25 protein-coding genes are annotated in these 26123 nt (G+C 67.7%); 10 read left to right on the forward strand and 15 right to left on the reverse strand.

Annotated elements, in window-relative coordinates; genetic code table 11:
- Positions 1–2 precede the first annotated feature (2 nt).
- A complete protein-coding gene (locus LZD57_RS09515; protein ID WP_233719383.1) occupies positions 3–1142 on the reverse strand; it encodes a DegT/DnrJ/EryC1/StrS family aminotransferase in 1140 nt (379 codons plus the stop codon).
- A 170-nt stretch (positions 1143–1312) separates the two neighbouring features.
- Positions 1313–2275: an agmatinase gene (gene speB, locus LZD57_RS09520; protein ID WP_233719384.1), complete on the reverse strand. Its 963-nt coding sequence runs from the start codon at positions 2273–2275 to the stop codon at positions 1313–1315.
- Between the two features lie 185 nt (positions 2276–2460).
- Here speB and LZD57_RS09525 point away from each other — a divergent pair, with 185 nt between their 5' ends.
- Entirely contained in the window at positions 2461–3339 is an 879-nt protein-coding gene (locus tag LZD57_RS09525) for an SDR family oxidoreductase (RefSeq protein ID WP_233719385.1), read from the forward strand.
- Positions 3340–3574: 235 nt separating this feature from the next.
- Here LZD57_RS09525 and rpmG read toward each other — a convergent pair whose 3' ends face one another.
- The 6 genes from rpmG to topA all read right to left on the reverse strand — a co-directional run bounded on the left by rpmG (position 3575) and on the right by topA (position 11579).
- Positions 3575–3742 carry a 50S ribosomal protein L33 gene (gene rpmG / locus LZD57_RS09530; protein ID WP_163464847.1) on the reverse strand — a complete coding sequence of 56 codons (168 nt, stop codon included), beginning with the start codon at positions 3740–3742 and terminating at the stop codon, positions 3575–3577.
- Between the two features lie 251 nt (positions 3743–3993).
- Positions 3994–5193, reverse strand: coding sequence for an MFS transporter (locus LZD57_RS09535; RefSeq protein WP_255699869.1), 1200 nt, complete (start codon positions 5191–5193; stop codon positions 3994–3996).
- A 144-nt stretch (positions 5194–5337) separates the two neighbouring features.
- Positions 5338–6093: an NUDIX hydrolase gene (locus LZD57_RS09540; RefSeq protein WP_233719386.1), complete on the reverse strand. Its 756-nt coding sequence runs from the start codon at positions 6091–6093 to the stop codon at positions 5338–5340.
- On the reverse strand, positions 6090–6533 hold the full coding sequence (locus LZD57_RS09545) for a DUF983 domain-containing protein (protein WP_420844781.1): 444 nt from the start codon (positions 6531–6533) through the stop codon (positions 6090–6092). The genes LZD57_RS09540 and LZD57_RS09545 overlap by 4 nt, the downstream gene beginning before the upstream one ends.
- Complete coding sequence (rnr, locus tag LZD57_RS09550; RefSeq protein WP_233719387.1) at positions 6530–8812, reverse strand: ribonuclease R; 2283 nt, start codon at positions 8810–8812, stop codon at positions 6530–6532. The genes LZD57_RS09545 and rnr overlap by 4 nt, the downstream gene beginning before the upstream one ends.
- A gap of 4 nt (positions 8813–8816) precedes the next feature.
- Positions 8817–11579 carry a type I DNA topoisomerase gene (topA, locus tag LZD57_RS09555; RefSeq protein WP_233719388.1) on the reverse strand — a complete coding sequence of 921 codons (2763 nt, stop codon included), beginning with the start codon at positions 11577–11579 and terminating at the stop codon, positions 8817–8819.
- A 242-nt stretch (positions 11580–11821) separates the two neighbouring features.
- Here topA and LZD57_RS09560 point away from each other — a divergent pair, with 242 nt between their 5' ends.
- Positions 11822–12007, forward strand: coding sequence for a hypothetical protein (locus LZD57_RS09560; protein ID WP_233719389.1), 186 nt, complete (start codon positions 11822–11824; stop codon positions 12005–12007).
- 33 nt (positions 12008–12040) lie between these two features.
- Here LZD57_RS09560 and dprA read toward each other — a convergent pair whose 3' ends face one another.
- The 4 genes from dprA to LZD57_RS09580 form a co-directional block, all read right to left on the reverse strand.
- On the reverse strand, positions 12041–13174 hold the full coding sequence (gene dprA, locus LZD57_RS09565; protein WP_233719390.1) for a DNA-processing protein DprA: 1134 nt from the start codon (positions 13172–13174) through the stop codon (positions 12041–12043).
- 64 nt (positions 13175–13238) lie between these two features.
- Entirely contained in the window at positions 13239–13850 is a 612-nt protein-coding gene (gene plsY / locus LZD57_RS09570) for a glycerol-3-phosphate 1-O-acyltransferase PlsY (RefSeq protein ID WP_255699891.1), read from the reverse strand.
- Positions 13851–13950: 100 nt separating this feature from the next.
- Entirely contained in the window at positions 13951–15249 is a 1299-nt protein-coding gene (locus LZD57_RS09575) for a dihydroorotase (RefSeq protein WP_233719391.1), read from the reverse strand.
- Complete coding sequence (locus LZD57_RS09580; protein WP_420844787.1) at positions 15246–16199, reverse strand: aspartate carbamoyltransferase catalytic subunit; 954 nt, start codon at positions 16197–16199, stop codon at positions 15246–15248. Before LZD57_RS09580 ends, LZD57_RS09575 begins: the two co-directional genes overlap by 4 nt.
- Positions 16200–16278: 79 nt before the next feature.
- Between LZD57_RS09580 and LZD57_RS09585 the strand changes: the two genes are divergently transcribed.
- From LZD57_RS09585 to LZD57_RS09595, 3 genes are all read left to right on the forward strand, one after another.
- Positions 16279–17934: an acyl-CoA dehydrogenase family protein gene (locus LZD57_RS09585; protein WP_233719393.1), complete on the forward strand. Its 1656-nt coding sequence runs from the start codon at positions 16279–16281 to the stop codon at positions 17932–17934.
- Positions 17935–18072: 138 nt separating this feature from the next.
- The gene (locus LZD57_RS09590) at positions 18073–18633 is read left to right on the forward strand and encodes a hypothetical protein (protein WP_233719394.1); all 561 of its coding nucleotides are present in this window, start codon (positions 18073–18075) and stop codon (positions 18631–18633) included.
- Positions 18633–18968, forward strand: coding sequence for a DUF6105 family protein (locus LZD57_RS09595; protein WP_233719395.1), 336 nt, complete (start codon positions 18633–18635; stop codon positions 18966–18968). The genes LZD57_RS09590 and LZD57_RS09595 overlap by 1 nt, the downstream gene beginning before the upstream one ends.
- Here the strand turns inward: LZD57_RS09595 and ruvX are convergent.
- Complete coding sequence (gene ruvX / locus LZD57_RS09600; protein WP_233719396.1) at positions 18922–19386, reverse strand: Holliday junction resolvase RuvX; 465 nt, start codon at positions 19384–19386, stop codon at positions 18922–18924. The genes LZD57_RS09595 and ruvX overlap by 47 nt on opposite strands.
- Positions 19387–19510: 124 nt before the next feature.
- Between ruvX and LZD57_RS09605 the strand changes: the two genes are divergently transcribed.
- The 5 genes from LZD57_RS09605 to LZD57_RS09625 all read left to right on the forward strand — a co-directional run bounded on the left by LZD57_RS09605 (position 19511) and on the right by LZD57_RS09625 (position 23543).
- Entirely contained in the window at positions 19511–20212 is a 702-nt protein-coding gene (locus LZD57_RS09605) for a metal-dependent hydrolase (protein ID WP_233719397.1), read from the forward strand.
- Between the two features lie 334 nt (positions 20213–20546).
- Positions 20547–20834 carry an Asp-tRNA(Asn)/Glu-tRNA(Gln) amidotransferase subunit GatC gene (gatC, locus tag LZD57_RS09610; protein ID WP_233719398.1) on the forward strand — a complete coding sequence of 96 codons (288 nt, stop codon included), beginning with the start codon at positions 20547–20549 and terminating at the stop codon, positions 20832–20834.
- A 3-nt stretch (positions 20835–20837) separates the two neighbouring features.
- Positions 20838–21308: a GNAT family N-acetyltransferase gene (locus LZD57_RS09615; RefSeq protein ID WP_233719399.1), complete on the forward strand. Its 471-nt coding sequence runs from the start codon at positions 20838–20840 to the stop codon at positions 21306–21308.
- Positions 21305–22786, forward strand: coding sequence for an Asp-tRNA(Asn)/Glu-tRNA(Gln) amidotransferase subunit GatA (gene gatA / locus LZD57_RS09620; protein ID WP_233719400.1), 1482 nt, complete (start codon positions 21305–21307; stop codon positions 22784–22786). Before LZD57_RS09615 ends, gatA begins: the two co-directional genes overlap by 4 nt.
- Before the next feature lie 52 nt (positions 22787–22838).
- Positions 22839–23543, forward strand: coding sequence for a lysozyme inhibitor LprI family protein (locus LZD57_RS09625; protein ID WP_233719401.1), 705 nt, complete (start codon positions 22839–22841; stop codon positions 23541–23543).
- Positions 23544–24086: 543 nt separating this feature from the next.
- Here the strand turns inward: LZD57_RS09625 and mazG are convergent.
- Positions 24087–24959: a nucleoside triphosphate pyrophosphohydrolase gene (mazG, locus tag LZD57_RS09630; RefSeq protein WP_233719402.1), complete on the reverse strand. Its 873-nt coding sequence runs from the start codon at positions 24957–24959 to the stop codon at positions 24087–24089.
- A 586-nt stretch (positions 24960–25545) separates the two neighbouring features.
- Positions 25546–26121, reverse strand: coding sequence for an NADPH-dependent FMN reductase (locus LZD57_RS09635; RefSeq protein ID WP_338034697.1), 576 nt, complete (start codon positions 26119–26121; stop codon positions 25546–25548).
- Positions 26122–26123 lie beyond the last annotated feature (2 nt).

Consider the following 26123-nt stretch of genomic DNA (forward strand, 5'->3'; position numbering starts at 1 on the left):
GATCAGCCCGCGAGTGCGCCGGCCAGCGCCTCGACGATGCGGTCCTGCGTCTCCTCGCCGAGATAGGCGTGCATCGGCAGGCTGACGACGTCGCGCGAGAGCGCGTCGGAGACCTTCAGCTCGCCCCCCTCGACCGGGAAATGCTGATAGGCCGTCTGGCGGTGCAGGGGCTTGGGATAATAGATCGCCGTCGGCACGCCCGCCTCGCGCAGCTTCGCCTGCACGGCGCCCCGGTCGGCGCCTTCCGGCAGTCGCACCGTGTATTGGGCCCAGCTCGACACCGCGTCGCGCAGAAGCTTTTGCGGCGTCGCGACGTTCGAGAGCTTCTGGCTGTAGCGCGCCGCGATCTTGCCGCGGGCTTCGATCTCGTCCGGGAAGATCGCCAGCTTTTCCAGGAGGATCGCCGCCTGGAGCGTGTCCATGCGGCCGTTCATGCCGATGCGGATGTTGTCGTATTTGTCTTCGAGGTTCTGGCCGTGGACGCGCAGCGAGGTCATGATCGCCGCCAGATCTCCGTCGTTCGTCTGCACGGCGCCGCCGTCGCCGTAGCAGCCGAGGGGCTTGGCCGGAAAGAAACTGGTCGCGACGACGTCCGCCCAGGCGCTCGCCTGCCGGCCGTCGATCGTGCCGCCATAGCCCTGCGCGGCATCGGCGATCAGCTTCAGCCCGTTCGCATCGGCGATCTTGCGGATCGCCGGATAGTCGGCCGGCTGGCCGAACAGGTCGACGGCGATGATCACCCGCGGCCTCAGCTTGCCGGCCGCCTTCACCTCGGCGATCGCCGCTTCCAGGCTTTCGGGGTCCATGTTGAAGGTCGCCGCGTCGACGTCGACGAAATAGGGGACGGCGCCGAGCCAGGCGACGACTTCGGCCGTCGCCGCGAAGGTGAAGCTCGGGCAGAAGACGGCATCGCCCGGCCGGATGTCCCAGGCCATCAGCGGCAGCGCCAGCGCGTCCGTGCCCGACGCGCAGGAGAGCGTGTGCTCCATGCCGACGAAGCTCGACAGGGCAGATTCCAGCTCGCGGATCTCCGGTCCCATGATGAAGGCGCCGTGGTCGAGCACGGCGGCGATGCGGCGGTCCACCTTGTCGCGGATCCGGTCGCGCTGGGTCTGAAGATCGATGAAGGGAATGGGCTGCATGCTGGTGGCCTTTGCGGACGATGCGAATCGCTGAAAGAGCGGGCTATGGGCGGAGTTGAGCGAAAATGCGCCGCTGCGCCACTCAACTTTGGTGACGGCGGCTTAACGTGGTGATCGCCGAAGGCGCGACGCTGCGACCGAGGCCGGGTGAGGAAGCCGATCCCGCAGCCTCAACCGGCCTTCTTCTCCGCCAGAATGCCGAGCACGTACATCGCCACCGTCGAGCCGGCGATCGCCGTGACGTCGGCATGGTCGTAGGGCGGCGAAACCTCGACCACGTCCGCGCCGACGAATTGCAGGTTCTTCAGGTGGCGCAGCACCGCGAGCATCCTGGCGCTGGACGGGCCGCCGGCAACGGGCGTGCCGGTGCCGGGGGCAAACGCGGCGTCGAGACAGTCGATGTCGAAGGTCAGATAGACATTGGTGCCGCCGGTGCGCTCGTAGATCCTCGCGGCGATCTCGGCGCTCGTCATCTCCTCGACCGCTTCGCCGCCGAGGATCTCGATTCCGCAGGTCTCCGGCGCATGGGTGCGGATGCCGAGCTGGATGGAGGTCGCCGGATCGATCAGCCCGTCCGCTACCGCCTGTTTGACGAAGGAGCCGTGATCGACCCGCGCGGAACCGTCCGCCGCCACGGCGACGGGCCAGGTGTCCTGATGGGCGTCGAACTGGACGAGCGACAGCTTGCCATGCCGCTCGGCATGGGCCTGCAGCAGCGGATAGGTGATCGAATGGTCGCCGCCGAGGGTCAGGAGAAATCCGGTCTTCGCAAGGAGGTCGGCGGCTTCGGCGCGGATCTTCGCATGGGCGGTTTCCGGCAGGCGATAGTCGAGCAGGCAGTCGCCATAGTCGACGACGGCGAGGGCCGCGAAGAGATCGCGGTCGAAGGGATATTGCGGATCGTTGTCGAAGATCACCGATGCCCGGCGCAGGGCCTGCGGCCCGAAGCGTGCTCCCGGGCGGTTGGAGACGGCGCTGTCGAAGGGAACGCCCCAGACGGCGACGTCCGTTCCCGCGACGTCCTTGGAAAAGCGCCGTCGCATGAAGGAGAGGGCGCCGGCATAGGTCGGGTCGGCGGCCGCGCCGAGGCTTTCGGTGGCCGTGAAGGCATGATCGATGGATTTGCCGGACATGTCTTCCCTCTCGCCAACTCTCTTCGGTGCCGCAGTTAGGGCGGGACGCGGAAAAGTCGGAAATGCCGCCGGCGAAATCATTGCGCGGATCACTCAAACAGGTCGAAGCGCGCGCAGCGGCGAGGCTTGCGTCGCGGGCCGCGCCGGTCCACTTTGACGTAAACGTCAATCGGAGGAGACGACTCATGGCCGGAACGCTTCAGGAAAAGACCATCTTCATGTCCGGCGGCTCGCGCGGCATCGGCCTCGCCATCGCGCTGAGAGCGGCGCGGGACGGGGCGAACGTCGTGATCGCGGCGAAAACCGATCAGCCGCACCCCAAGCTGCCTGGAACGATCCACACTGCCGTCGAGGAGATCGAAAAGGCCGGCGGCAAGGGCCTCGCCGTCCTTTGCGACATCCGCGAGGATGCGCAGGTCGAGGCGGCCGTCGCGAAGGCGGCCGAGCACTTCGGCGGCATCGACGTCTGCGTCAACAACGCCTCGGCGATCCAGTTGACCGACACGCTGTCGACCGAGATGAGGCGCTACGACCTGATGAACGGCGTCAACGCCCGCGGCACCTTCCTCGTCTCGAAATGCTGCATCCCGCACCTGAAGAAGGCGGAGAACCCCCACATCCTGACGCTGTCGCCGCCGCTCGACATGCAGGCGAAATGGTTCGCCGGGCACGTCGCCTATTCGATGGCGAAGTTCGGCATGTCGATGGTGACGCTCGGCCTCGCGGAAGAGCTGAAGGCCGACGGCATCGCCGCCAACTCCCTCTGGCCGCTGACGGTGATCGACACGGCGGCGGTCAGGAACGTCCTCGGCGGCGCCCCGCTGGCGGCGATGAGCCGGTCGCCGGAGATCGTCGCCGATGCGGCCCATGCGATCCTGACGAAGCCGTCGCGGGAATTCACCGGCCGCTTCGTCATCGACGAGCTCCTGCTGATGGAAGAGGGTGTCACAGATTTCTCGAAATACGGGCCGGAGACCGGCGTGCCGATGGCGGACTTCTTCGTCCCGGACGAAGCCTTCGCAAAGGCGGCGACGAAGGTGCGTCAGCAACCCGGCAGCCACTGAGCTTCCGTCAGGCAGCGGTTCCAGAGCCCCTCGTCCCGAGGTGATCCGCCGCTCGCAAGAGCGGCGAATCACCTCGAAGGGCGAGGGGCGGCACCGCAGGATGAGGGCGTTCGGATTTGCGGCGCTCCGGGCAATCGCAACGACGAACGGCCGCGGCTGATGCCCAGCCGCGGCCGTTCCGAATTCGCAGGCTCTGCCATGGCTCTAACGCGTGAGCCGGCCCGGCAGAAGAAGCCTACTTGATCTTCGTCTCGCGGAACTCGACGTGCTTGCGCGCGATCGGGTCGTACTTGGTCTTGGTGATCTTGTCCGTCATCGTGCGCGAGTTCTTGCGCGTGACGTAGAAAAAGCCGGTGTCGGCGGTGGACAGCAGCTTGACCTTGATGGTGGTCGCCTTGGCCATGGTCTTCCTCGTTTGATGTTACGCAGGAACGATCCCGGTCGGGCGAACCCTTCCGCAATCGACCGCTGGCCTGCGCCGATGGAGTTTTCGCCGGGCGGAGCCGAAGGGGGATTCCCGCAGATACAGCGAGCCGCCCGTCGCGCAGCGCCGGCAAATTCGGCCGGACAATAGCCATGAGCGCGCTTCTGTCAAGGCTTTGTCCGTATGACGGCGACGAGACCCGGCATGTCTGCCTCGGTCGAAACGGGCGGTCACGATGACCGTGCGGCGACCATGCGCCCGAGCGCCAAAGCGAGATAGATCGCGAAGAAGACCGCCAGCGACCAGGCGAAGCCGCCCGGCCCGAAGAGGTCCATGGCGCTGCCGATCGCCTGCGGGCCGACCAGCATGCCGGCGGAATAGCAGAAGATGAAGGCGGCGTTGGCGTCGGCGAGATCCGCGGCTGGCAGGCGGGAGCCGAGATGGGCGAGGCCGACGGTGTAGAGCCCGGCGACGACACCGCCCCAGACGAAGAGCACCGAGGCCATCAGCCACCAGTCATGCACGAGAATCGGCAGGCAGAGCGTCCCGACGAGGCCGACGGCGGCACAGATCGCCAGCAGCGTGCGGCGGTCGCGCACCCGGTCGGACAGGAGTCCGATCGGGATCTGCATCACGACGTTGCCGATGCCGACGGCAGTGAGAAGCTGCGCGGCGGCGGCTTCCGAAAAGCCCACCCGCTCGCCGAAGACCGGGAAGAGTGTGAAGCCGCCCGACTCCACCGCGCCGAAAATCAGCACGGCGCCGGTCGCCGTCGGGACCGCGTAGACGTAGCGCCAGAACGAGCCCCTGCGGCGGTCCTTGGAAATCGCCGGCTCCCGATCCCAGGCGAAGAAGAGCGGGATCGCCGACAGGAAGATGACGCCGGCGCCGATCCCGAAGGGCAGGAAGCCCTCGGATCCGGTCTGCGAGAAGATCCACGGCCCGGCGGCGAAGCCGAGCGACAGCACCGTCGCGTAGATGCCGAGGACGAGCCCGCGCTTGCGGGGCGGCGCCGAGGCGTTGATCCAGAATTCGGACAGGACGAAGAGCGCGGTGATCGAGAAGTGGAAGGTCAGCCGCAACGGAAACCACGTCCAGAACGGCGTGAAGACGTAAAAGCCGATCGCCGAGAGCCCGGCGACGACGATCGCCGCCAGCATCGCCACGCGGACCCCGATGCGCTGGGCGATCGGGGTGACCAACGGGGCGGCGGCGAGGGAGGCGAGGCCGGCGACGGCGGAATTGGCGCCGATCAGCGACGCCGAGATGCCGCGTCGCTCAAGGATGACGCTGAGCAGCGGCAGCCCGAGACCGAGCGCGATGCCGACCGCCGAGATCGAGGCGATGGCGGCTGCGGCCGATAGCCAGTCGACGGATTCGAGCTCGGCCTCGGCTTCGGCGACGATGTCGTCCGCGGTCGATCGATCCAAGGTGCTATCCCCGATGCGTGCGAGCCGGCGGCAGGCCCGACGCCGCGGCGAAGCGGCGGCAGGCCAGCGCCGGCGATGTCGATGCGCCCGAAAGCCCGGCCGGGGCCCGGAAGCGCTGTGGATCTCCGATCTTGCGTCTCATCGCTAGACGAGATCTCTCTGGAAGCGGCCGTCGACCACCCGGTAGAACGGCATCTTCACCGTAGCGTCCTGCCATGAGCCGTCCGCGATCCGCGCCATGACGTCGCCGAGCACGGCCCGGGTGATGGGCGCGATGGAATGATCGTCCAGCGCGTCCGCCGAGATCCATCCGACCCGTTCCAGCTCGTCCGTCGGCGGATCGAAGCTTTCGCCGATCCCGGCAATCGACGACGCGCCGATGACGAAAAACCGCGTGTCGAAGCGCCGTGGAGCCCCATCCGGTGTGATCGCCCGGGCGACCGGGACCAGCGCCTCCGCCGCCGGCGTCACGCCGCGCTCGGCGAAAATGGCGAAGGCCGGTGGCATTGGTCCGGCAGGGGGGCCGTCCCCGGCGATCAGCAGGCCGGTTTCCTCGTAAGTCTCGCGGATCGCCGCGAAGGCGAGCGCGCCGGCATGAACGGCTGTGAAGTCTGCGGAGACGCAGCCCGTCAGCCGTTCGAGGACCGGGCGGGAGAGCGGGGTGCCGGCGGCGAGATCGCGATCGCACGCGTCGACGCGGCCCCCGGGAAAGACGAAGCGGTTCGCCATGAAGACGTGCCGTGCGCCCCGCATTCCCATCAGGAAGCGCGGCAGATCCGCGCGTTCGTCCACGATGATCAGCGTCGCCGCGTCGTGGACCCGCGCTCCTTCGTCGCCCCGCGCGACGACCTCCCGCCGCTCGGCTTCGAGGCCCTCGAGCAGCGAGGCGCCGATCGTCACCCGCGATGCTCCCCGGGCTGCGGCTCGTCGGAAAAGCCGCCCATCTTCAGGGCCCATTGCAGACCGATGGTCGCGCCCTTCAGCGGCTGCATCAATGCCAGGCTGAGGAGGATGGTGACGGGCACCCAGATCGCCAGATGCTGCCACATGGTGAGCTCGACGGCTTCCTCCATCCCCATGAAGCCGGCGACGACGATGTGGCCGACGATGAAGATGGTGAGATAGGGCGGCAGGTCGTCGGCGCGGTGGTGATGCACCTCGAGGCCGCACACGCCGCATTCGTCGACCGACTTGACGAAGCTCTTGAACAGCCGGCCCTCGCCGCATTGCGGACAGCGAGACTTGAAGCCGCGCCAGAGGGACCGGCCGATCGGCCGCTCTTCGGCGCTCGGGCGCCAATCGGCGTCTGCGGCCGAAACCGCGTTGCCCATCTCGGTCATCGCCTTCTCCTCACCTTCGCCTTGACGTTCCGGTCGCGGTCCTTGAGGCGGCCGCGCTTCTGCGTCTTGTGGAACGAGCCGGTGGCACGCGGCAGTGCGCGCGGCTCGCTCAGCATTTCGAACTGCAGCGAACCCGCCAGCGGCAGGGCCTGGACGAGGCGGACCTCTACCGTATCGCCGAGGCGATAGCCATGGCCGGAGCGATCCCCGACCAGGCTGTGGGTGGCCTCGTCATAATGGAAGTATTCGTTGCCGAGGGTGGCGATCGGCACGAAGCCGTCGGCGCCGTAGGTCGGCAGCTGGACGAAAAGCCCGGCCTTGGTGACGCCCGCGACGCGGCCGTCGAAGCTCTCGCCGACCCGCTCGGCGAGGTGATGGGCGATCAGCCGGTCGACCGTGTCGCGCTCGGCCGCCATGGCGCGGCGCTCGGCCCGCGAGATCTCCTCGGAGGTCTCGGCCAAGAGTTCCTCGTCCTCCTTCGACAGGCCGCCTTCGCCGAGGCCGAGGGCGGTCACGAGGGCGCGATGGACGATCAGATCGGCATAGCGGCGGATCGGCGAGGTGAAATGGGCGTAGCGGGCGAGATTGAGACCGAAATGGCCGAGATTGTCCGGGGTGTAGACCGCCTGCGACTGGGATCGCAGCACCACCTCGTTGACCAGTTGCTCGTTGTCGCCGCCCTTCACCCGTTCGAGGATCTGGTTGAAGTGCGAGGGCCGCAGGGAACCGGCCTTGGCGAGCGAGATGTCGAGGCTCTTCAGGAATTCGCGCAGACCCTCGAGCTTCGACAGCGACGGCGCGTCGTGGGCCCGGTAGATCAGCTGCTGGCGCTGCTTCTCCAGGCTTTCGGCCGCCGCGACGTTGGCGAGGATCATGAACTCCTCGATCAGCTTGTGGGCGTCGAGGCGGAGCGGCACGACGACCTTCTCGACCCGGCCGTTCGCATCGAGCTTCAGCCGCCGCTCGGGCAAATCGAGATCGAGCGGCTGCCGCCGCTCGCGGGCCTGCCGCGACAGCCGGTAGGCCTCCCACAACGGCTTCAGCACGGTCTCGACGACGGCGGGGTCGACGTCGCCCGTCGCCCCGTCGATCGCCGCCTGCGCCTGTTCGTAGGCGAGCTTGGCGCGGCTCTTCATCATCACGCGGTGAAACGTGTGCCGGCGCTTCTCGCCATCGGCACCGAGGATCAGCCGGACGGCGAGGGCAGGGCGCTCCACGCCCTCGCGCAGCGAGCAGAGATCGTTGGAGATCCGCTCGGGCAGCATCGGCACGACCCGGTCGGGGAAATAAACCGAATTGCCCCGCAGCCGCGCCTCGTTGTCGAGCTTGGAACCCGGGCGGACATACCAGGAGACGTCGGCGATCGCGACGGTGACGACGAAGCCGCCGGGATTGGCCGGATCCTCGTCCGGCGCGGCATGGACGGCGTCGTCGTGGTCCTTCGCGTCGGCCGGATCGATGGTGACGAGCGGCAGCTTGCGCCAGTCCTCGCGGTCCTTCATGCCGGCGGGGCCGGCCTTTTCGGCCTCCTCCAGCACGGCTTTCGGAAAGACGTGCGGAATGCCGTGGGCGTGCAGCGCGATCGAGGAGATCGCCTTTTCCGAGTTCAGCGACCCGACGACCTCGACGATCGTCCCCGTCGGCAGGCCGATGCGCCGACGCGGGCCGGCCTCGACTTCGACGAGATCGCCGTCCCTGGCATCCTTCGTGTCGCCGGGCGGGATCATGTATTCGGACTGCTTGCGCTCGACCGGCTCGACCCGGCCGCCGCCGCCGGGCATCGCCCGGAAAACGCCGAGCGCCAGGCTGCGGCGCTTTTCGAGGACGCGGATGATCCTGAGGTGGCGTTCGCCGGTTGCGTCGTTCTCGTCATCCGGTTCGACGACCCGGGCGAGAATGCGCTCGCCGACGCCGGGAGCCTGGCCCTTGGCGCGATCGACGCGGACGGGGATGCTCGGCGGATCTCCGTCCTCGACACGGTCCCAGGTGACGGGCTCGGCGACGAGCGCGCCGTCTTCGTCGCGGCGGCGGATCTCGAAGACGCCGACCGGTGGCAGCGCACCGGGGGTCTTGAACCTGCGGCGGTCGCCGGAAATGACGCCGTCCTCCTGCAGCTCTTTCAGGAGGTGCTTCAGCGCGATGCGGTCGTCGCCCTTGACGCCGAAGGCTTTGGCGATCTCGCGCTTCGACGCCCGGCCGGGATTGTCGGCGACGAAGCGCAGCACCGCTTCTCTGGTGAGCGTCGGGGTCTCGTCCTCGCCGGCCTTGCGCCTCGCCATGGCGTCAGTCCGCGTCCCAGGGGACGCCGTCGGACGCCTCCGCCGAAACCTTCGATTTCGCCGCAGAAGTCTTGGAAGCCGAGCCTCCCTTCGCCTTGGTCGCGGTCTTCGCCCTGGCCGGCTTGGTCTCGCCGTTCTCGGCGCCGGAAGCCTTGCCGTTGGCGGCCTTTTTCGCCGGCGCCTTCTTGGTCGAGGACGCGGCCTTCTTCTTCGCCCCGGAGGTCTTGGCGCCGGTCTTCTCGGCCCGCTCGTTGAGGATCTGGATCGCCTCTTCGAGCGTCACCGAGGCCGGGTCCTTGCCCTTGGGAAGCGTGGCATTGATCTTGCCGGTGTTCACATAGGGCCCGAAGCGGCCGTCCCGGACGGTGATCTCGCCGCCCAGCGTCGGATGTTCGCCGAGCGTCGCGATCGCAGCGGGCTTCGCCCGGCCCCGCGCGCCCTTTTCCTTCTTTTCGGCGATGACGGTGACGGCGCGGTTCAGGCCGACCTCGAAGACGTCCTCGATGGTCTCCAGATTGGCATACATGCCGTCATGCTGGAGAAACGGACCGTAGCGACCGAGGCCGGCGAGGATCGGCTTGCCGCTCTCGGGGTGCAGGCCGACTTCGCGCGGCAGCGACAACAGCCGCAGCGCCTTTTCCAGATCGATTTCGGAGGCCTGCCAGCCCTTCGGCAGCGAGGAGCGCTTGGCTTCCTTGCCCTCGCCGCGCTGGACGTAGGGGCCGAAGCGGCCGGAGCGGAGCGTCACCGGCTCGCCGGTCTCCGGATCGGTGCCGAGATCCTTCGGCCCGTCGGCCGTCTCCCCGTCGGCACCGTCGGCCGTAAAGCTCGTGCCGAGCTGGCGGGTGTAGCCGCATTCGGGATAATTCGAGCAGCCGACGAAGGCGCCGAACTTGCCGAGCTTCAAGGACAGCTTGCCGTCGCCGCAGCGCGGGCAGGCGCGGGGATCCGTGCCGTCCTCCTTGGGCGGGAAGACCAGCGGCGCCAGCTCCTCGTTGAGCGCGTCGAGGACGTCGGAGACTCGCAGCTCCTTGGTGCCTTCGACATGGCCGGAAAAATCCTGCCAGAAGTCGCGCAGAACCTCTTTCCAGGACAGTTCGCCCGCCGAGATCTTGTCGAGCTTTTCTTCCAGATCCGCGGTGAAGTCGTATTCGACGTAGCGCTCGAAGAAATTGTGCAGGAAAGCGGTGACCAGCCGGCCCTTCGCCTCGGGCAGGAGCTTCTTCTTGTCGACGACGATGTATTCGCGGTCCTGCAGCGTCTGCAGCGTCGCGGCGTAGGTCGAGGGACGGCCGATGCCGAGCTCTTCCATCCGCTTGATCAGCGAAGCTTCGGAAAAGCGCGGCGGCGGCTCGGTGAAATGCTGGTCGGCGTCGATGCTCCTGCGCTCGACGCTCTCCTTCGCCGCCATCTGCGGCAGACGGGCGTCGTCGCCGTCCTCGTCCGTGTCGGAGGCGGATTTCGAATCGTCGCGATGGTCGACATAGGCGGCGAGGAAGCCGTCGAACTTGACCACCTGGCCGGATGCCCTGAGCTTCGCCGTCTTGCCGCCGCCCCTGGCGTCGATGTCGACGGTGGTGCGCTCGATCTCGGCCGAGGCCATCTGGCTGGCGATGCCGCGCTTCCAGACGAGGTCGTACAGCCGGAACTGGTCCGGATCGAGGAAGCGCTTCACCTCCTGGGGCGAGCGGGTGAAATCGGTCGGGCGGATCGCCTCGTGGGCCTCCTGGGCGTTCTTCGCCTTGGTCGAATAGTAGCGCGGTTTGTCCGGTACGTATCTGGCGCCGAAGCCCGAACCGATCGCTCCTCGGGCACCCTCGATCGCCTCGGGCGCCATCTGCACGCCGTCCGTTCGCATGTAGGTGATGAGGCCGACAGTCTCGCCGCCGAGGTCGACACCCTCGTACAGCCGCTGCGCCACCTGCATGGTGCGCGAGGCCGAAAAGCCGAGCTTGGCGGAAGCGGCCTGCTGCAGGGTCGAGGTGGTGAAGGGTGGGCCGGGGTTGCGCCGGGTCGGCTTCGCCTCGACGCTCTCCACCGTGAAGGTCGACGCGTCGAGCATCCGCTTGATCGTGCCGGCGACGTCGCCATTCTTGACGGTCAGGCGCTGGATCTTCTCGCCGTCGAAGGCGGTCAGCCGCGCATCGAAGGCCTCGCCGCGCAGCGTCGCCAGATGGGCGACGATCGACCAGTACTCCTCCGGGACGAAGCGCTCGATCTCGGCTTCGCGGTCGCAGACGAGGCGCAGCGCCACCGACTGGACGCGGCCGGCCGAGCGGGCGCCGGGGAGTTTGCGCCACAGGACCGGCGAGAGCGTGAAGCCGACCAGATAGTCGAGCGCGCGCCGGGCGAGATAGGCGTCGACCAGCGGCTCGTCGATCTGCCGCGGATTGGCCATGGCGTCGAGCACGGCCTTCTTGGTGATCGCGTTGAAGACCACGCGGCTCACCGGCTTCTTGCCGAGCGCCTTCTTCTGCCGCAGCACCTCGAGGACGTGCCAGGAGATCGCCTCGCCCTCGCGGTCGGGGTCGGTTGCGAGAACGAGGCCGTCGGCCCCCTTCACCGCCTGGGCGATCTCGCTCAGCCGCTTCTGGGACGGCTTTCCGACCTCCCAGCTCATGGCGAAGTCCTCGTCCGGACGCACCGAACCGTCCTTCGGAGGCAGATCGCGAACATGGCCGTAGGAGGCAATGACCTTGTAGCCGTTGCCGAGATATTTGTTGATCGTCTTCGCTTTGGCCGGCGATTCGACGATGACGACGTCCATAAGAGTCCTGTTCGCGTGAGGGCGTGGCAGTTCGACCTCGGACCGTGTCGGTTCGGCATGAACCGGGCGCGAGGCATGCGACAGATGGACAGTCACGCCGGAGCGGTCAAGCCCGAAGCGTCCTCCGGCGCTCGTGGTTGCAACCATTAGACGAACGTGTTTATAACCATGCAACCGAACGAAAAGGCTGGCAGCGGGCAGTTTCCGCGCGGAAAGCCACAATCCATGTCGAGTTCAGAAGCATGAAAGAAGACGGCAGCGATCCACGCGCGAATCTCGAATATGTTCGCGACATGATCGAACAACTGAAGGTCGTGTCCGGCGTCGAGAAGGGTGCGATTCTGCTCTACTTCCTCGACATGGCGAAGCTGGAGACGGAAGCGTGGATCGCCCGTCTCGATCAGGCGGCCGAGGGTCCGCCTGCCTGAGCTTTTCCCGCGAGAGCCTGCCGGACGGCAGCCCTACAGGAGAAGCGACACCATACCGCCTGCATGGCGCTCGAGCCGGCCGGCAAGGTCGAGTTCGAGAATCACCAGCTGGACGGCGCCGGGCGAGATCCCGGTGTGCACGATGATCTCCTCGATCGACACCGGGGTCGGCCCGAGGGTTTCGACGATCCGGGCCCGCTCGGTTTCCGAGGCTTCTTCCATCGGCCCCTCCATCTCGGGCTCGCCCAGCGCAGCGTCGTCCGACTGGTCTGACCGCTTCGCCAGCGGGTCCAGCGCTTCGATCACGTCGGCGGGCTCGCAGGCGAGGATCGCGCCGTCGCGAATCAGCCGGTTGGTGCCGGCGGCCCGCGGGTCGAGCGGCGAGCCAGGGACGGCGAAGACCAGGCGGCCGAACTCGCCCGCCAGCCTGGCGCTGATCAGCGATCCCGAGCGCAGGGCCGCCTCGACCACGAGAAGTCCCAGCGACAGCCCGGCGACGAGCCGGTTGCGCCGTGGAAAATCGATCGCCCGCGGTGTCCAGCCGAAGGGCATTTCGGAGACGAGCGCGCCGCCCTCGTCGACGATCTTTCGCATCAGCGGGCGGTTTTCCAGCGGGTAGGGCCGATCGAGGCCGCCGGCGAAGACGCCCACCGTCCCGGTGGCGAGCGCCGCGTCGTGGGCGGCGGCGTCGATGCCGCGGGCAAGGCCGGACACGACGACATAGCCGGCCTTGCCGATCCCGGTGGAAAACATCCGCGTCAGCTTGATGCCGGACAGGGAGGCGTTGCGGGCGCCGACGATGGCGAGGGCCGGCCGTTGCAGGCAGGCGGCATCGCCCATCAGCGCCAGCACCGGCGGGGCGTCGGCGAGGCTGCGCAGATGCACCGGATAGTCCGGCTCGCCGCGGCAGACGAAGCGCGCGCCGAGCTTTTCAGCCCGGGCCATTTCCTCGCTCGCTGCCGCTTCGGAGCAGACGACGATCCGCCGGCCGCCGCGCGAGGCGAGATCGGGCAGGGCTTCCAGGGCAGCCGCCGCCGTGCCGAAGCGGTTGACGAGTTCGCGAAAGGTGACCGGCCCGACGTTCTCGCTGCGGATCAGCCGCAGCCAGGACAGTCGCATCGCCTCGGTCAGGACGACGCCGCGCCGCGGCGCGGCGGGAAGGCTCATGCCGCCTCTCCCGAACTACGGTCGGGCGGTTTGCGGCCGCGTGTCGGGTCTGCGGATCGCATCCTCATGCCTTGCCAGCCCCGATCCTCGGCTCGGTCCCGGCGACGAGCCGGCGGATGTTGGCGTGATGGCGGATATACACCAGCACCGTGAGGATCGCCGTCAGGATCGCGGCGGCGGGATAGCCGAGGAAGAAGTAGGCGATCGGCACCAGCAGCGTCGCCGTCAGGGCGGCGAGGGACGAATAGCGTGTGAGATAGGCGACCGAGAGCCAGGCGATGGCGAAGACGACGACGCCGAGCGGGGCGATGCCGAGCAGGATGCCGAGATAGGTGGCGACGCCCTTGCCGCCCTTGAAGCCGAGCCAGACCGGGAAGAGGTGGCCGAGGAAAGCGCCGACGCCGGCAGCAGCCGCATAGAACGGCCCGAGATAAGAGAGCGCGACGAAGACCGGCACCGTCCCTTTCAGAATGTCGCCGAGAAGCGTCAGCGCCGCCATCGCCTTGTTGCCGGTTCTCAGCGCATTGGTCGCGCCGATGTTGCCCGAGCCGATCTTGCGGATGTCGCCGAGGCCGAAGACGTAGCCGAGGACGAGACCGAAGGGGATCGAGCCGCAGGCATAGCCACCGGCGAGGCAGACGACTGCCCAGCCGAGATTCAGGGACGCATCCTCCAGCAAGATATCTCCTCCGTCTTCGATCCTGAGGCCGCCGCTTTGCCGGCCGATCGCCCTCTATGGCCCCGATCCGCTGGTCGGCTTACGCGCGCCCCCGCGCCTATCGTGCCGCTTCGAAGACTGTGCGGCCCGCGACGATCGTCCGCAAGACCTGGCCGGCGAAGCGGGCGTTCTCGAAGGCGGAATTCTTCGAGCGCGAACGGATCAGATCCTCGGTGAAGACGAAGGGCCGGTCGAGGTCGACGAGGACGAGATCGGCCGGCGCGCCGGGTTTCAGCGTGCCCTGATCGAGCCCCAGAAGCGCCGCCGGCGCGCTGGTCATCGCCTCGACGACCCGCATCAGCGGCACGGCGCCCGAATGATGGAGCCTGAGAGCCGCCGGAAGCAGCGTTTCGAGACCGATCGCGCCGGCCTCCGCCTCGGCGAAGGGGCGGCGCTTGTCGTCGGCGTCCTGCGGGTCGTGGGAGGAGACGATGACGTCGACGGTGCCGTCGGCGAGCGCCTCGACCATGGCGAGGCGGTCTTCCTCGCGCCGCAGCGGCGGCGACAGGTGGAAATAGGTCCGGTACTGGCCGACGTCGTTCTCGTTGAGCGACAGATGGTTGATCGACACGCCGGCGGTGACGGCGAGGCCGCGTCGCTTGGCGTTGGCGACGACGGCCGCCGATTCGCCGAGCGAGATCTTCGCCGCGTGATAGCGGCAGCCGGTCAGCGCGGCGAGGCGGAGGTCGCGCTCCAGCGGGATGATCTCGGCCTCGCCCGGAATGCCGGGGAGCCCCAGCCACGAGGCGTAGAGGCCCTCGTTTATGACGCCGCTGCCGGCGAGCGCCGCGTCCGTCGTCTCGTGCATGACGACGGCGCCGAAATCCCGGGCATAGGTCATGATGCGGCGCATCAGGGCCGGGTCGGCGAGGGTCTTGCGCCCTTCCGTGAAGGCCTTTACGCCGGCGTCGGCGAGAAGGCCGATCTCGGTCATCTCCCTGCCTTTCAGCCCTTTGGTGAGGGCCGCGGCGGGAAACACGTTGACGAGGGCGGTGTCCCTGGCCGTGCGCATGACGAATTCGGCGATCGCCACGTCGTCGATTACCGGATCGGTGTCCGGCATGGTCAGGATCGAGGTGACGCCGCCGGCGGCCGCGGCGCGGGAAGCGGAGGCGATCGTCTCGCGGTGCTCACCGCCCGGCTCGCCGATGAAGACGCGGGCGTCGACGAGGCCGGGCAGGGCGGTGAGGCCGCTGCCGTCGATCAACATGGCGCCCTCCGGCCGTCCCTGATTGAGCGCGTCGGGGCCGGCGGCGGTGATCACCCCGTTCTCGACGACGATCGTGCCGACGGCATCGAGCTTGCGGGCGGGGTCGACGATGCGGATCGTCTCGACGACGAGGGGGCGCTCGCTCATGTGTTGCCCTCCGCCGAGAGGCCGATGAGATGTTCGATCACCGCCATGCGCACCGCGACACCCATCTCGACCTGCTCCTCGATCACGCTCGCCGGGCCGTCGGCGATCTCCGAGGCGATCTCGACGCCGCGGTTCATCGGCCCCGGATGCATGACCAGCGCATCTGGCTTGGCATGAGCGAGCTTCGCCGCATCGAGCCCGAAGTAGCGGAAATATTCGCGCACCGAGGGGACGAAGGCACCCTCCATGCGCTCGCGCTGCAGCCGCAGCATCATCACCACGTCGGCGCCCTTCAGCCCCTCGTCCATGCGGCGGAAGACCCTGACGCCCATCTGGTCGATGCCGCTCGGCAGAAGCGTCGAAGGCGCGACGACGCGCACCTCGGCGCCGAGCGCGTTGAGGAGGAGAATGTTCGAGCGGGCGACCCGGCTGTGCAGGACGTCGCCGCAGATGGCGACGACCAGCCGGGCGATCCGGCCCTTGTGGCGGCGGATCGTCAGCGCGTCGAGCAGCGCCTGGGTCGGATGTTCGTGGGCGCCGTCGCCGGCATTGACGACGGAGCAGGCGACCTTCTGGGCGAGCAGCGCGACGGCCCCGGCCGAATGGTGCCGGACGACGAGGAGATCCGGCCGCATGGCGTTCAGCGTCATCGCCGTGTCGATCAGCGTCTCGCCCTTCTTCACCGAGGAGCTCGCCACCGACATGTTCATGACGTCGGCGCCGAGCCGCTTGCCGGCGAGCTCGAACGAGGCCTGCGTCCGGGTCGAAGCCTCGAAGAACAGGTTGATCTGGGTGCGCCCCTTCAGCACCGACTTCTTCTTCTCGACCTGCCGCGAAACGGCGACTTCCGCCTCGGCGAGATCGAGGAGTTCGGTGATGTCCTGGGGCGAAAGGCCGGCGATGCCAATGAGATGGCGGCGGCCGGTCGGAAGGCTTTGGGCGGGTGCGATCATCAGGAACAAGGCCTATAAGGTTTTCCCGTATGTGCGGCAAGAACTCCGCAACCCGAGAAAACGAGAAGGCAGCGTGATGGCCGAGACGTTTCCCGCCACCCACGAGGTGTTCAACCAGTCTTCGGACTATGCCGGCTTCAACGCCTATCGCTCCGATCCGCTGCTGAAGCTTTTGACGGCGGCCTTTCCGCCGGACGTCGTCGTTTCCCTCGACCAGCATGGCCGCTTCTGCGGCTCGCACGAGGCGCACGATCTCGCCCGGCTCGCCAATCTGGAAAAGCCGTCGCTGCGCCGTTTCGACGAGAAAGGCCGGCGTCTCGAAATGGTGGATTTCCACCCCGCCTACCACGCGCTGATGCGCCGCTCGGTGGCCGAGGGTCTGAGTTCCTCGATCTGGTCGGGAGCCGATTCGGAGGCGGGCATCCGCCACCGCGCACGGGCCGCCCGCTTCTACATGAGCGCCGGCGTCGAATGCGGACATCTCTGCCCGATCACCATGACCAGCGCCTCGGTCGCGGCGCTCGCCGCGGAGCCGGGGCTGCGGGAGGCCTGGCTGCCGCTGATCGCCTCGCGGCAGTACGATCCCGGCGTCAAGCCGCCGATGGAGAAGGCCGGCCTCACCCTCGGCATGGGGATGACCGAAAAGCAGGGCGGCACCGACGTTCGGGCCAACACCACACGGGCCGTCCAGCTCGGCGACGGGCGATATGCGATCACCGGCCACAAGTGGTTCCTGTCGGCGCCGATGTGCGACGCCTTCGTGGTTCTGGCCCAGACCGATGCGGGCCCGTCCTGTTTCCTGATGCCCCGGCGCCGCTCCGACGGCACGCTCAACGGCCTTTTCGTCCAGCGTCTGAAGGACAAGCTCGGCAACCGCTCCAATGCGTCCTCCGAGGTCGAGTTCGTCGAGGCCGAAGCCCATCCGGTCGGCGAGGCGGGCAGGGGGATTGCCACCATCCTCGACATGGTGACGCTGACGAGGGTCGATTGCGCGCTCGCCTCGGCCGGGCTGATGCGCGGCGCGCTGGCGGAGGCCGTCCACCACTGCCGCGAGCGCAAGGTTTTCGGCAAGCACCTGATCGATCAGCCGCAGATGGTCCGCGTCCTCGGCGAACTCGCCCTCGACTGGGTCGGGGCGACGGTGCTGGCCTTTCGCCTTGCCGAGACCCTCGATCGGCGGGATGCCGCGCCGGACGATGCCGAGGCGAAGGCCTGGGCCCGGGTGATGACGCCAGTGACGAAATACTGGGTCTGCAAGCTCGCGCCGGCCTTCACCTACGAGGCGATGGAATGCCTCGGCGGCAACGGCTACGTCGAGGACGGCCGTCTCGCCCGCGCCTATCGCGAGGCGCCGGTCAATGCCATATGGGAGGGCTCCGGCAACGTCGTCGCGCTCGACCTGCTGCGGGTTCTGAAGCGCGACCCCGGTGCCTTCGAGACGGTCATCGCCACGATCGAGCGGGATCTCGGCGACGGTGCCGGCGGAACGCCCGGCGTCCTCAGGGCGGCGGTCGACGTCGTCCTGTCCGACGAGGGCTCCTGCCGGCTCCTCGCCGAGCAGCTGGCGCTGGCCGCCGCGAGCGCCAGCCTGAAGCGGCTCGGCCTCGGGCCGATCGCCGCGGCTTTCGCCGAAACCCGCCTCGGCGGCGTCTTCAACCACACCTACGGGATGATGGATCCGCGCCACGACTGCCGCGCCATTCTCGACGACCTCTGCCCGCCGCTGCGCTGACGCTCCGTCGTGAACCGGCCCGAAACCCGGAAATGCCGGGCTCGTTAAGCATGTCTCGGCGAAGGCGTTGCCGGGCGAAACCGAAAAAGCGATGGTGCCGTTAACCGATCGGTAACCATTGATGACGGGAAAGATGCCGTGACGAACCGCATCGCATCCATTTTTGCGCTGTCCGGCTGGGCGGGTTTCTGCGGCGTGGCCGCCGTGCGTTGCACCTATGAGGCGGGGATCTCCGAACTCGTCTTCGGCTCCTTCCTCACCGGGCTGATCGGCGAAGCGGCGTTCGCGCCGCTGGGCGCCCCGCGACAGGAGCTTCTCGGGCTCGCCGCGATCCTCGTCGCCCTGACGGTCGCCTTCGCGGTCGCGACCGCCGGCATCATCCACCTCGCAAAGGCGCATGACCGGTTTTCGGAGCCGTTCGCCGCCGCCGCATTCTCCGCTCTTTTCGGCTTCTACGCTGCGCTGGCGCTGTCCGGCTCGCCCGCGATCGCGCTGTTCGGAAACGGGCCGCTCGTCACCGTGTTCATCGCGCTCGGCCTCGCCGCGCTTCTGTTCGACCATGTGATCGCCGATCAGGAGGACGACGAAGGGGACGCGGCCTTCGACGCCATCATGACGCAGCTCGAAGAGGCCAAGCGCGCGGCGATCGCCGATCGTCGCCGCAGTGAAGGACGCAACGCCGACGAAGATCGCCGCTAATGCGGGCGGTCCTGATCCTCTCGCTGGCGCCGGGGGCGATGCTGTTCGGCTGGTACTGGCTGTCTCTGGCCGACGTCGGCGAGATCGTCGGCGGCGTCTATCTCTCCCGCGAGGCGAACGAGGGGGTCTTCCTTTTGTTGGGAGGTCTCCTGCAGGTCAGTCCGGACCGCCTGCCCGGAATGCTCGCTTCCGGAATCGCCACCGACGCCGCGTTGCTCCTCGGATTCCTGGCTTTCAGGCGCCGCCGCGCGCTCGCCGCCCGGTACGCCGGGCTACATTCGCCCGCCCTCAGCCGCGCCAGCCCGCGATACGATCGAGCGCCCCCTGCAGAATGAAGGCGGCCGCGGCCGAATCGATCCGCTCCGCCCGCTTGCCCCGCGAAACGTCGGCCGAAATCATCGCGCGCTCCGCCGCCACCGTCGACAGCCGCTCGTCCCAGAAGAGGGCCGGGCGGTCGTCCAGCGGCGCATAGTTGCGCATGAAGGCCCGGGTCGACTGGGCCCGCGGGCCCTCGCTGCCATCCATGTTGAGCGGCAGGCCGATGACGATGCCGGCGACCTGTTCGGCGTCCAGCGCCCTCTTCAGGGCTGCCGCGTCGAGGGTGAACTTCTTCCGACGGATCACCGCCCGCGGCGTCGAAAAGCGCCAGCCGCGATCCGACAGCGCGACGCCGATGGTCTTGGTTCCGAGGTCGAGACCGGCGATCGGCAGGCCGGGAGGAACGGCGGCGAGAAAGGCGTCGAGATCGAGCATCGGCCCGTCACGCCTTGACCCGGCGGACCGGCCGAGCACTTACCGGCCACGACGCCTTTCCACCGCGAGCGACGACCGGTGCGAGGGCCGACGCCAGATTCTCACCCATCAAGAGGCCCGCTCCATGAAAATCACCTATTTCGGCCATTCGGCGTTTCGCATCGAGACCGGCTCGTCGGTCATTCTCGTCGACCCGTTTCTCAACGGCAACCCGCATTTCGAGGGAGACGTCGCCGAGGCGACGAAGGGCGTCACCCACATCGCCATCAGCCATGGCCATTCCGACCATGTCGGCGACGCGATCGCCATCGCCAAGGAAACCGGCTGCAAGGTGGTCGCGAACTTCGAGATCTACACCTGGCTCGGCCAGAAGGGCATCGAGACGGCGGAGTTCGCCGGGACCGGCGGCACCGTCTCCTTCGACGATTTCTCGGTGACGCTGACCCAGGCGTTCCATTCGTCGAGCTTCACGGAAGAGGACGGCCGGATCGTCTATCTCGGCATGCCGAACGGGCTCGTCTTCCACTTCAAGGACGGGCCGACCGTCTATCACATGGGTGACACCGACATCTTCGGCGACATGGCCCTGATCGAGGAACTTCACCAGCCGAAGGTGGCGATGGTCCCCGTCGGCGATCGCTTCACCATGGGCGGCGCCGTCGCGGCGGTGGCCTGCCGGCGTTATTTCAATTTCGACAAGATCATCCCGATCCACTGGGGAACGATGCCGATCCTCGACGCCAATCCGGACAAGTTCAAGGAAGCCATGGAGGGAGACGCCGGCAAGGTGCTGACGCCGACGATCGGCGAGGCCTTCGAGGTCTGAGAGCAGGGCTTCCTCGAAACGCATGACAGCGTCGGCCCGGGGGGCGGCTCGCCTCACGGCATCGCCCTCCAGGGTCTATCGAGAACGAGCCATCCTCGGTGGACGAACGCCTCGACTGAAACTGCGCTCCGCCGACAGCGGCTCGAATTTGACCGTTCCCCAGGAAACGGCGCGTCGGGTTCCGCACGAGACACGAGGCGCCGGCTCCATCGTATCCGACCGAGCGTCCGGCCAGGTGGCGCGACGCCCACTCGAGCCTCGGTTCGCCGTTGCCACCCGGGGATGCCGCCGTTATAGCACGGCAAATCCCGATGAACCTGCCGCCGGAGACATCATGTCCGTCGATTCCGCCACCGTGCGCCGCGTCGCCAAGCTCGCCCGGATCGCCGTCAGCGACGAGGACGTGACGGCGATGGAGGGCGAGCTGAATGCCATTCTCGGCTTCGTCGAGCAGCTCTCGGAAGTCGACGTTTCGGGCGTCGAGCCGATGACGTCGGTGATTCCGATGGCGATGAAGAAGCGCGAGGATCGCGTCACCGACGGCGAGAAGGCCGACGACGTCGTCGCCAATGCCCCGGCGAGCGAGGACCACTTCTTCATGGTGCCGAAAGTGGTCGAATAGGCCATGGCCCTGTCGATCGCCGCCGAGACACCGCTCCAGGACGATATCCGCTCGATGGTCGAACGGCTCAACGCCTATCTTCAGCCCCTGTCGCCGCCGCAGTTCCAGTTCCAGCTGACGGTGGAGCAGATGGCCGGCGCGGACGCCACCGTCTTCGTCGCCCGCGACGAAACGGGAACGGCCGTCGCCATGGGTTCCTTGAAGGTGCACGACGGCGAGACCGGCGAGGTCAAGCGGATGTTCTGCGAAGTCCACGTCAGGGGCAGGGGCCTCGGCCGGGCGATCCTCGGCGCGATCGAGGCACGGGCCCGAAACCTCGGGCTCGCCCGCCTCGTCCTCGAAACCGGCGCGACGCCGGGCTTCGAGCCGGCCTGGGCGCTCTACGAGGGCGCCGGCTTCACCGCCTGCCCCGCCGTCCTCGACTATCCCGATTCCGAATACAGCCGATTTTACGAAAAGAGCCTGTCATCATGAGCGATCTCACCGCCCTGACCATCGCCGAGGCGCGCGAGAAGCTGGCTGCCCGGCAGACCAGCGCGAGCGAACTGACCGAGGCCTATCTGACGGCGATCGAGGCGGCCAATCCGCAGATCAACGCCTATGTAAAGGTGACGCCGGACAAGGCGCGCTCGATGGCCAAGGCCTCCGACGAGCGGATCGCCAGGGGCGAGGCCGGGCCGCTCGAAGGCATACCGCTCGGTATCAAGGATCTCTTCGCCACCGAGGGCGTCCATACCCAGGCCGCGAGCCACATTCTCGACGGTTTCGAGCCGCGCTACGAATCGACCGTGACGGCGAACCTCTTTGCCGACGGCGCGGTGATGCTCGGCAAGCTCAACATGGACGAGTTCGCCATGGGCTCGTCCAACGAGACCTCCTATTACGGCCCGGTGAAGAACCCCTGGCGCAAGCGCGGCTCCAACATGGATCTCGTGCCGGGCGGCTCGTCCGGCGGTTCGGCCGCATCGGTCGCGGCGCATCTTTGCGCCGGCGCGACGGCGACGGATACGGGCGGCTCGATCCGCCAGCCGGCGGCGCTGACCGGCACCGTCGGCATCAAGCCGACCTATGGCCGCTGCTCGCGCTGGGGCATCGTCGCCTTCGCCTCCTCGCTCGACCAGGCGGGGCCGATCGCCCGCGACGTGCGCGACGCCGCGATCCTGCTGAAATCCATGGCCTCGGTCGACCCGAAGGACACCACCTCGGTCGACCGCGAGGTGCCGGACTACGAGGCCGCCATCGGCCGTTCGGTGAAGGGCCTGAGGATCGGCGTGCCGAAGGAATACCGCATGGACGGCATGCCGGGCGAGATCGAGACGCTCTGGCAACAGGGCATCGAATGGCTGAAGGAGGCCGGCGCCGAGATCGTCGACGTCTCGCTGCCGCACACGAAATACGCGCTGCCGGCCTATTACATCGTCGCCCCGGCCGAGGCTTCGTCCAATCTCGCCCGCTACGACGGCGTGCGCTACGGCCTCAGGGTGCCGGGCAGGGACATCGCCGACATGTATGAAAAGACCCGCGCCGCCGGCTTCGGCCGCGAGGTGAAGCGGCGCATCATGATCGGCACCTACGTGCTGTCCGCCGGCTATTACGACGCCTACTACCTGCAGGCCCAGAAGGTCCGCACGCTGATCAAGCGCGACTTCGAGACCGTCTATGCCGACGGCATCGACGCGCTCCTGACGCCGGCGACGCCGTCGGCCGCCTTCGGCATCGGCGATCAGGACATGGCGGCCGATCCGGTGAAGATGTATCTGAACGACGTCTTCACCGTGACGGTGAACATGGCCGGCCTTCCCGGCATCGCCGTTCCGGCCGGCCTCGACGCAGGCGGCCTGCCGCTCGGCCTGCAGCTGATCGGACGGCCCTTCGACGAGGAAACGCTGTTTGCGCTCGGCTCGGTGATCGAGAAGGCGGCGGGGCGTTTCACGCCGCAGAAGTGGTGGTAGCACAAACCTCCGTCGGCGCTGCGCATGACGGAAGATCGGGGAGGGTGGTTCGATGCGTCTCGTCCTTCTGGCAGGGCTCGTGATCGGCAGCGCCCTCGCCGCCGCTCCGGCCGCCGCGGCCAGCTTCGACTGCATCAAGGCGTCGAGCCCCGACGAGAAGGCGGTCTGCGCCGACCCGCTCCTCTCCGAGCTCGATGGCCGTTTGGGCAGGGCCTACAGGGTGGCGCGGGCCGGCAGCTTTGCCGACGAGGCGAAGACCGCCTCCCGCAACTTTCTCACCGATCGCGCAGGCTGCAACACTGACAGGGCCTGTCTCGTCGCCTCCTATGTCGGCTTGCTGCAGTTCTTTCAGAACATCGGCGCCAAGGCGGCAGCCTCGGAAGAGGTCACGGCCGAGACGATCGCCAAGGGCAACGCGCCGCGCTCGAAGGAACTGCCGAAAACGATCGGGGCCTGCGTCACGACGGCGATCGCCTCCGTCCATCCGCGGCTCGGCGACGGTGGCCCGCCGAAGGATTCCGACTACGACTTCGGCACCGGCGTCGAATACGACAATGGCGGCCGGGGCGTGTCTTACGAGCGCGAGGCGGCGCTGCTCCGCTCCAGGCCGGGCGATCCGGTGGTCATGTGTCTGGTCTCGATCCCGCATGGCTGCCCGCCCGGCGACGATCGGGGACGCTTCTATCTGGTGACGAACCAGCGCACCGGCGAAAGCTGGACGCTGCCGGATTCGCAGCATATGTGCGGCGGCGCCTGAGGCGCCTCAAAAGTCGTCCGGCTGATGGTGTCGCGGCGGCTGGCATGGGGACGCGTCGTCCGGGAAACGAGCTGGGAAGGACGGATTAGCAGGGCTGGTCCTCCCGGCATTCCAGCTCTTTCGACGCCATGCATCGATGACAGAGAGGTCACCAACACCAACGCGTCGTCATTCTCGGGCGCCGTGCCGACGAAATTCACACTTGTGGGTCGGCTTGCTCGGCATGGAGGAATGGTCGCCAAGCTTGAAGCTTCGTCATCCCGGGCTTGACCCAGAATCCATTCCTAAGCGGTAACGCCGCCCGTTCAGTGCAGATAAAACAATGTGTTGGGAACGGCCGCCGCAACGAGGGCAACGATTTGGAATGGATCCCGGGTCAAGCCCGGGATGACGAGGTTTTGACGCTCCCGCCCATTCTGCAAGGTCGTTGCGCCGCGCAATCCGCTGACCGCTGGACCAGGATGAGATGTGTGAATGTTATAGGGACGCGGCCCGAGAATGACGAAGCGGTCCCGTCCGCGGCCATCCCGACACACCGCAGCCTCAGCCCGCCCGTCCATTGCCCCGCGCCTTCGCCGCAACCCACAGCGCCTCCATCTCCTCGAGGCTGGCGCCGTCGAGCGTCCGGCCGCTTGCCGCCAGTCCGTCCTCGATGAAGCCGAAGCGGTCGCGGAATTTGCGGACGCAGCGCCGGAGCGCCTTTTCCGGATCGACGCGGTGAAAGCGCGCGAGGTTGACGACGGAGAACAACAGGTCGCCCATCTCCGCTTCGGTGGCATCGGCGTCGCGCGCCGACACGGCCTCGCCGAGTTCGGCGAGTTCCTCCTCGATCTTGGCGAGGATCGGCTCCGGCCGGTCCCAGTCGAAGCCGACATCCGCCGCCTTCGCCTGGATCTTCAGCGCCAGCGTCAGAGCGGGCAGGGAGCCCGGCACCCCCTCGAGGTGACGAGGCCCCGCTTCCGACCGATCCGACGGCGCATCCGTCGCGCCCGATAGCCGCGTCATCGCGGCGCTTTCCCGCAGTTGTCGGCGCTCGGCCTTTTCGTCAGCCTTGATCCGTTCCCACTGGCCCTTGGCGCTTCTGGCAGAGCGCGCCTCGGCGTCGCCGAAGACGTGCGGATGGCGCCGGATCATCTTGCGGGTGATCGCCTCGACCACGTCCTCGAAGGAAAACAGCCCTTGCTCTTCGGCGAGCCGCGCATGATAGACGACCTGCAGCAGCAGATCGCCGAGCTCTTCCTTGAGGTCGAGCGCGTCGTCGCGCTCGATGGCGTCGGCGACCTCGTAGGCTTCCTCGATCGTATATGGCGCGATCGTCGAAAAATCCTGCTCGACGTCCCACGGGCATCCGGTCTCGGGATGGCGCAGCGCGGCCATGATGGCGATCAGGCGCGAGACGTCTCGGGCGGGTTCCATGGGTATCACTCCGGTCAGGCTGGCGAGGGTTGCGACCGGCTGCGGCCGCGCAAACCTGCTTCTAGCGCCGGACGGAGACGCTGACGAGCCGCGAAAACCCTCGAAATCCCGGCTGCGGAAAACCGGCCGGATTGGATGTCGTGCGGAATACCCGTGCGAACACCACGTTCAGGCGTCGGGATGGTTCGATCGGGAGGGGAGCCATCGGACGTCGCCCGAGATTTCAGGGCATCAGGTTGCGCGTAGACCGGCATGCGCAGGCACACCCATACAGCAAAGTGTCATAAGATAGATTATGGAACTAAAATGGACAGGAGTGAGGAAGCAGCACCGACGCCGTAGCATCTCGACGCCACCGGCGACTGGCGTGATGGCCTGTCGACGGACTGTTGCAGAAGCCGAAGGAGCCGGCCACGACGGATTGGAATCATGGTCAATGCGCCGTTGCGATGTTCGATGCCGCGGCGGACGAAACGGTCGTGGCGTCCAACGCGCGTTCGGGCCTGCGTCAGCCGACGGGACCGGACGGAATCTCGGATCCGTCCGCGCGGCCCAATCCGTGCATCAGGCCGTCGCATCCCGGCGGTCAGGCCGTCGGCAGTCCCGGGCCCGCGGCAAAGTCGGCGAAGGCTGCGACATGGGCGCGGATGCGCGCTCGCTGGTCGGCGTCGTCGAGGATCGCTCTGGCGTCTTCCACCGGCTTGCCGATGAGATGCAGCTCGAAAGCCTCCCGATCGAACAGTCGGACCGACATCGTTTGCAGCACTTCGCGGAGATGGTCTCGAACATACGTGCCGCGGGTCGAGCCGTGGACGAGCATCACCGGCTTGCCCGGGATCTCCGAGCGCGACACCAGCCAGTCGAGCGCATTCTTCAGCGCTCCGGGAATGCCGTGGGCATATTCGGGCGTCGCGATGAGCAGACCGTCGGCGACGGCGACGGCTGATGCAAAAGCGGACACGGCGGCCGGGGTCGCAGCGCCTTCGAGATCGGGGTTGAACGGCGGGATCGTCGCGAGATCGGGTGCCATCGCGATCGTGGCGCTCGTCGAGCCATGCCGCGCGAACGCCTCGAGCAGGATGCGGTTGGTCCGACGCCCGGCGGAGGCTCCCGCAGATCGCCAGAAATCGCGGCGGCGCCATGCCGCCCGATGGCCCGGGATCG

This window comes from Jiella avicenniae (genome assembly GCF_021390325.1).
GTDB lineage: Bacteria > Pseudomonadota > Alphaproteobacteria > Rhizobiales > Rhizobiaceae > Jiella > Jiella avicenniae.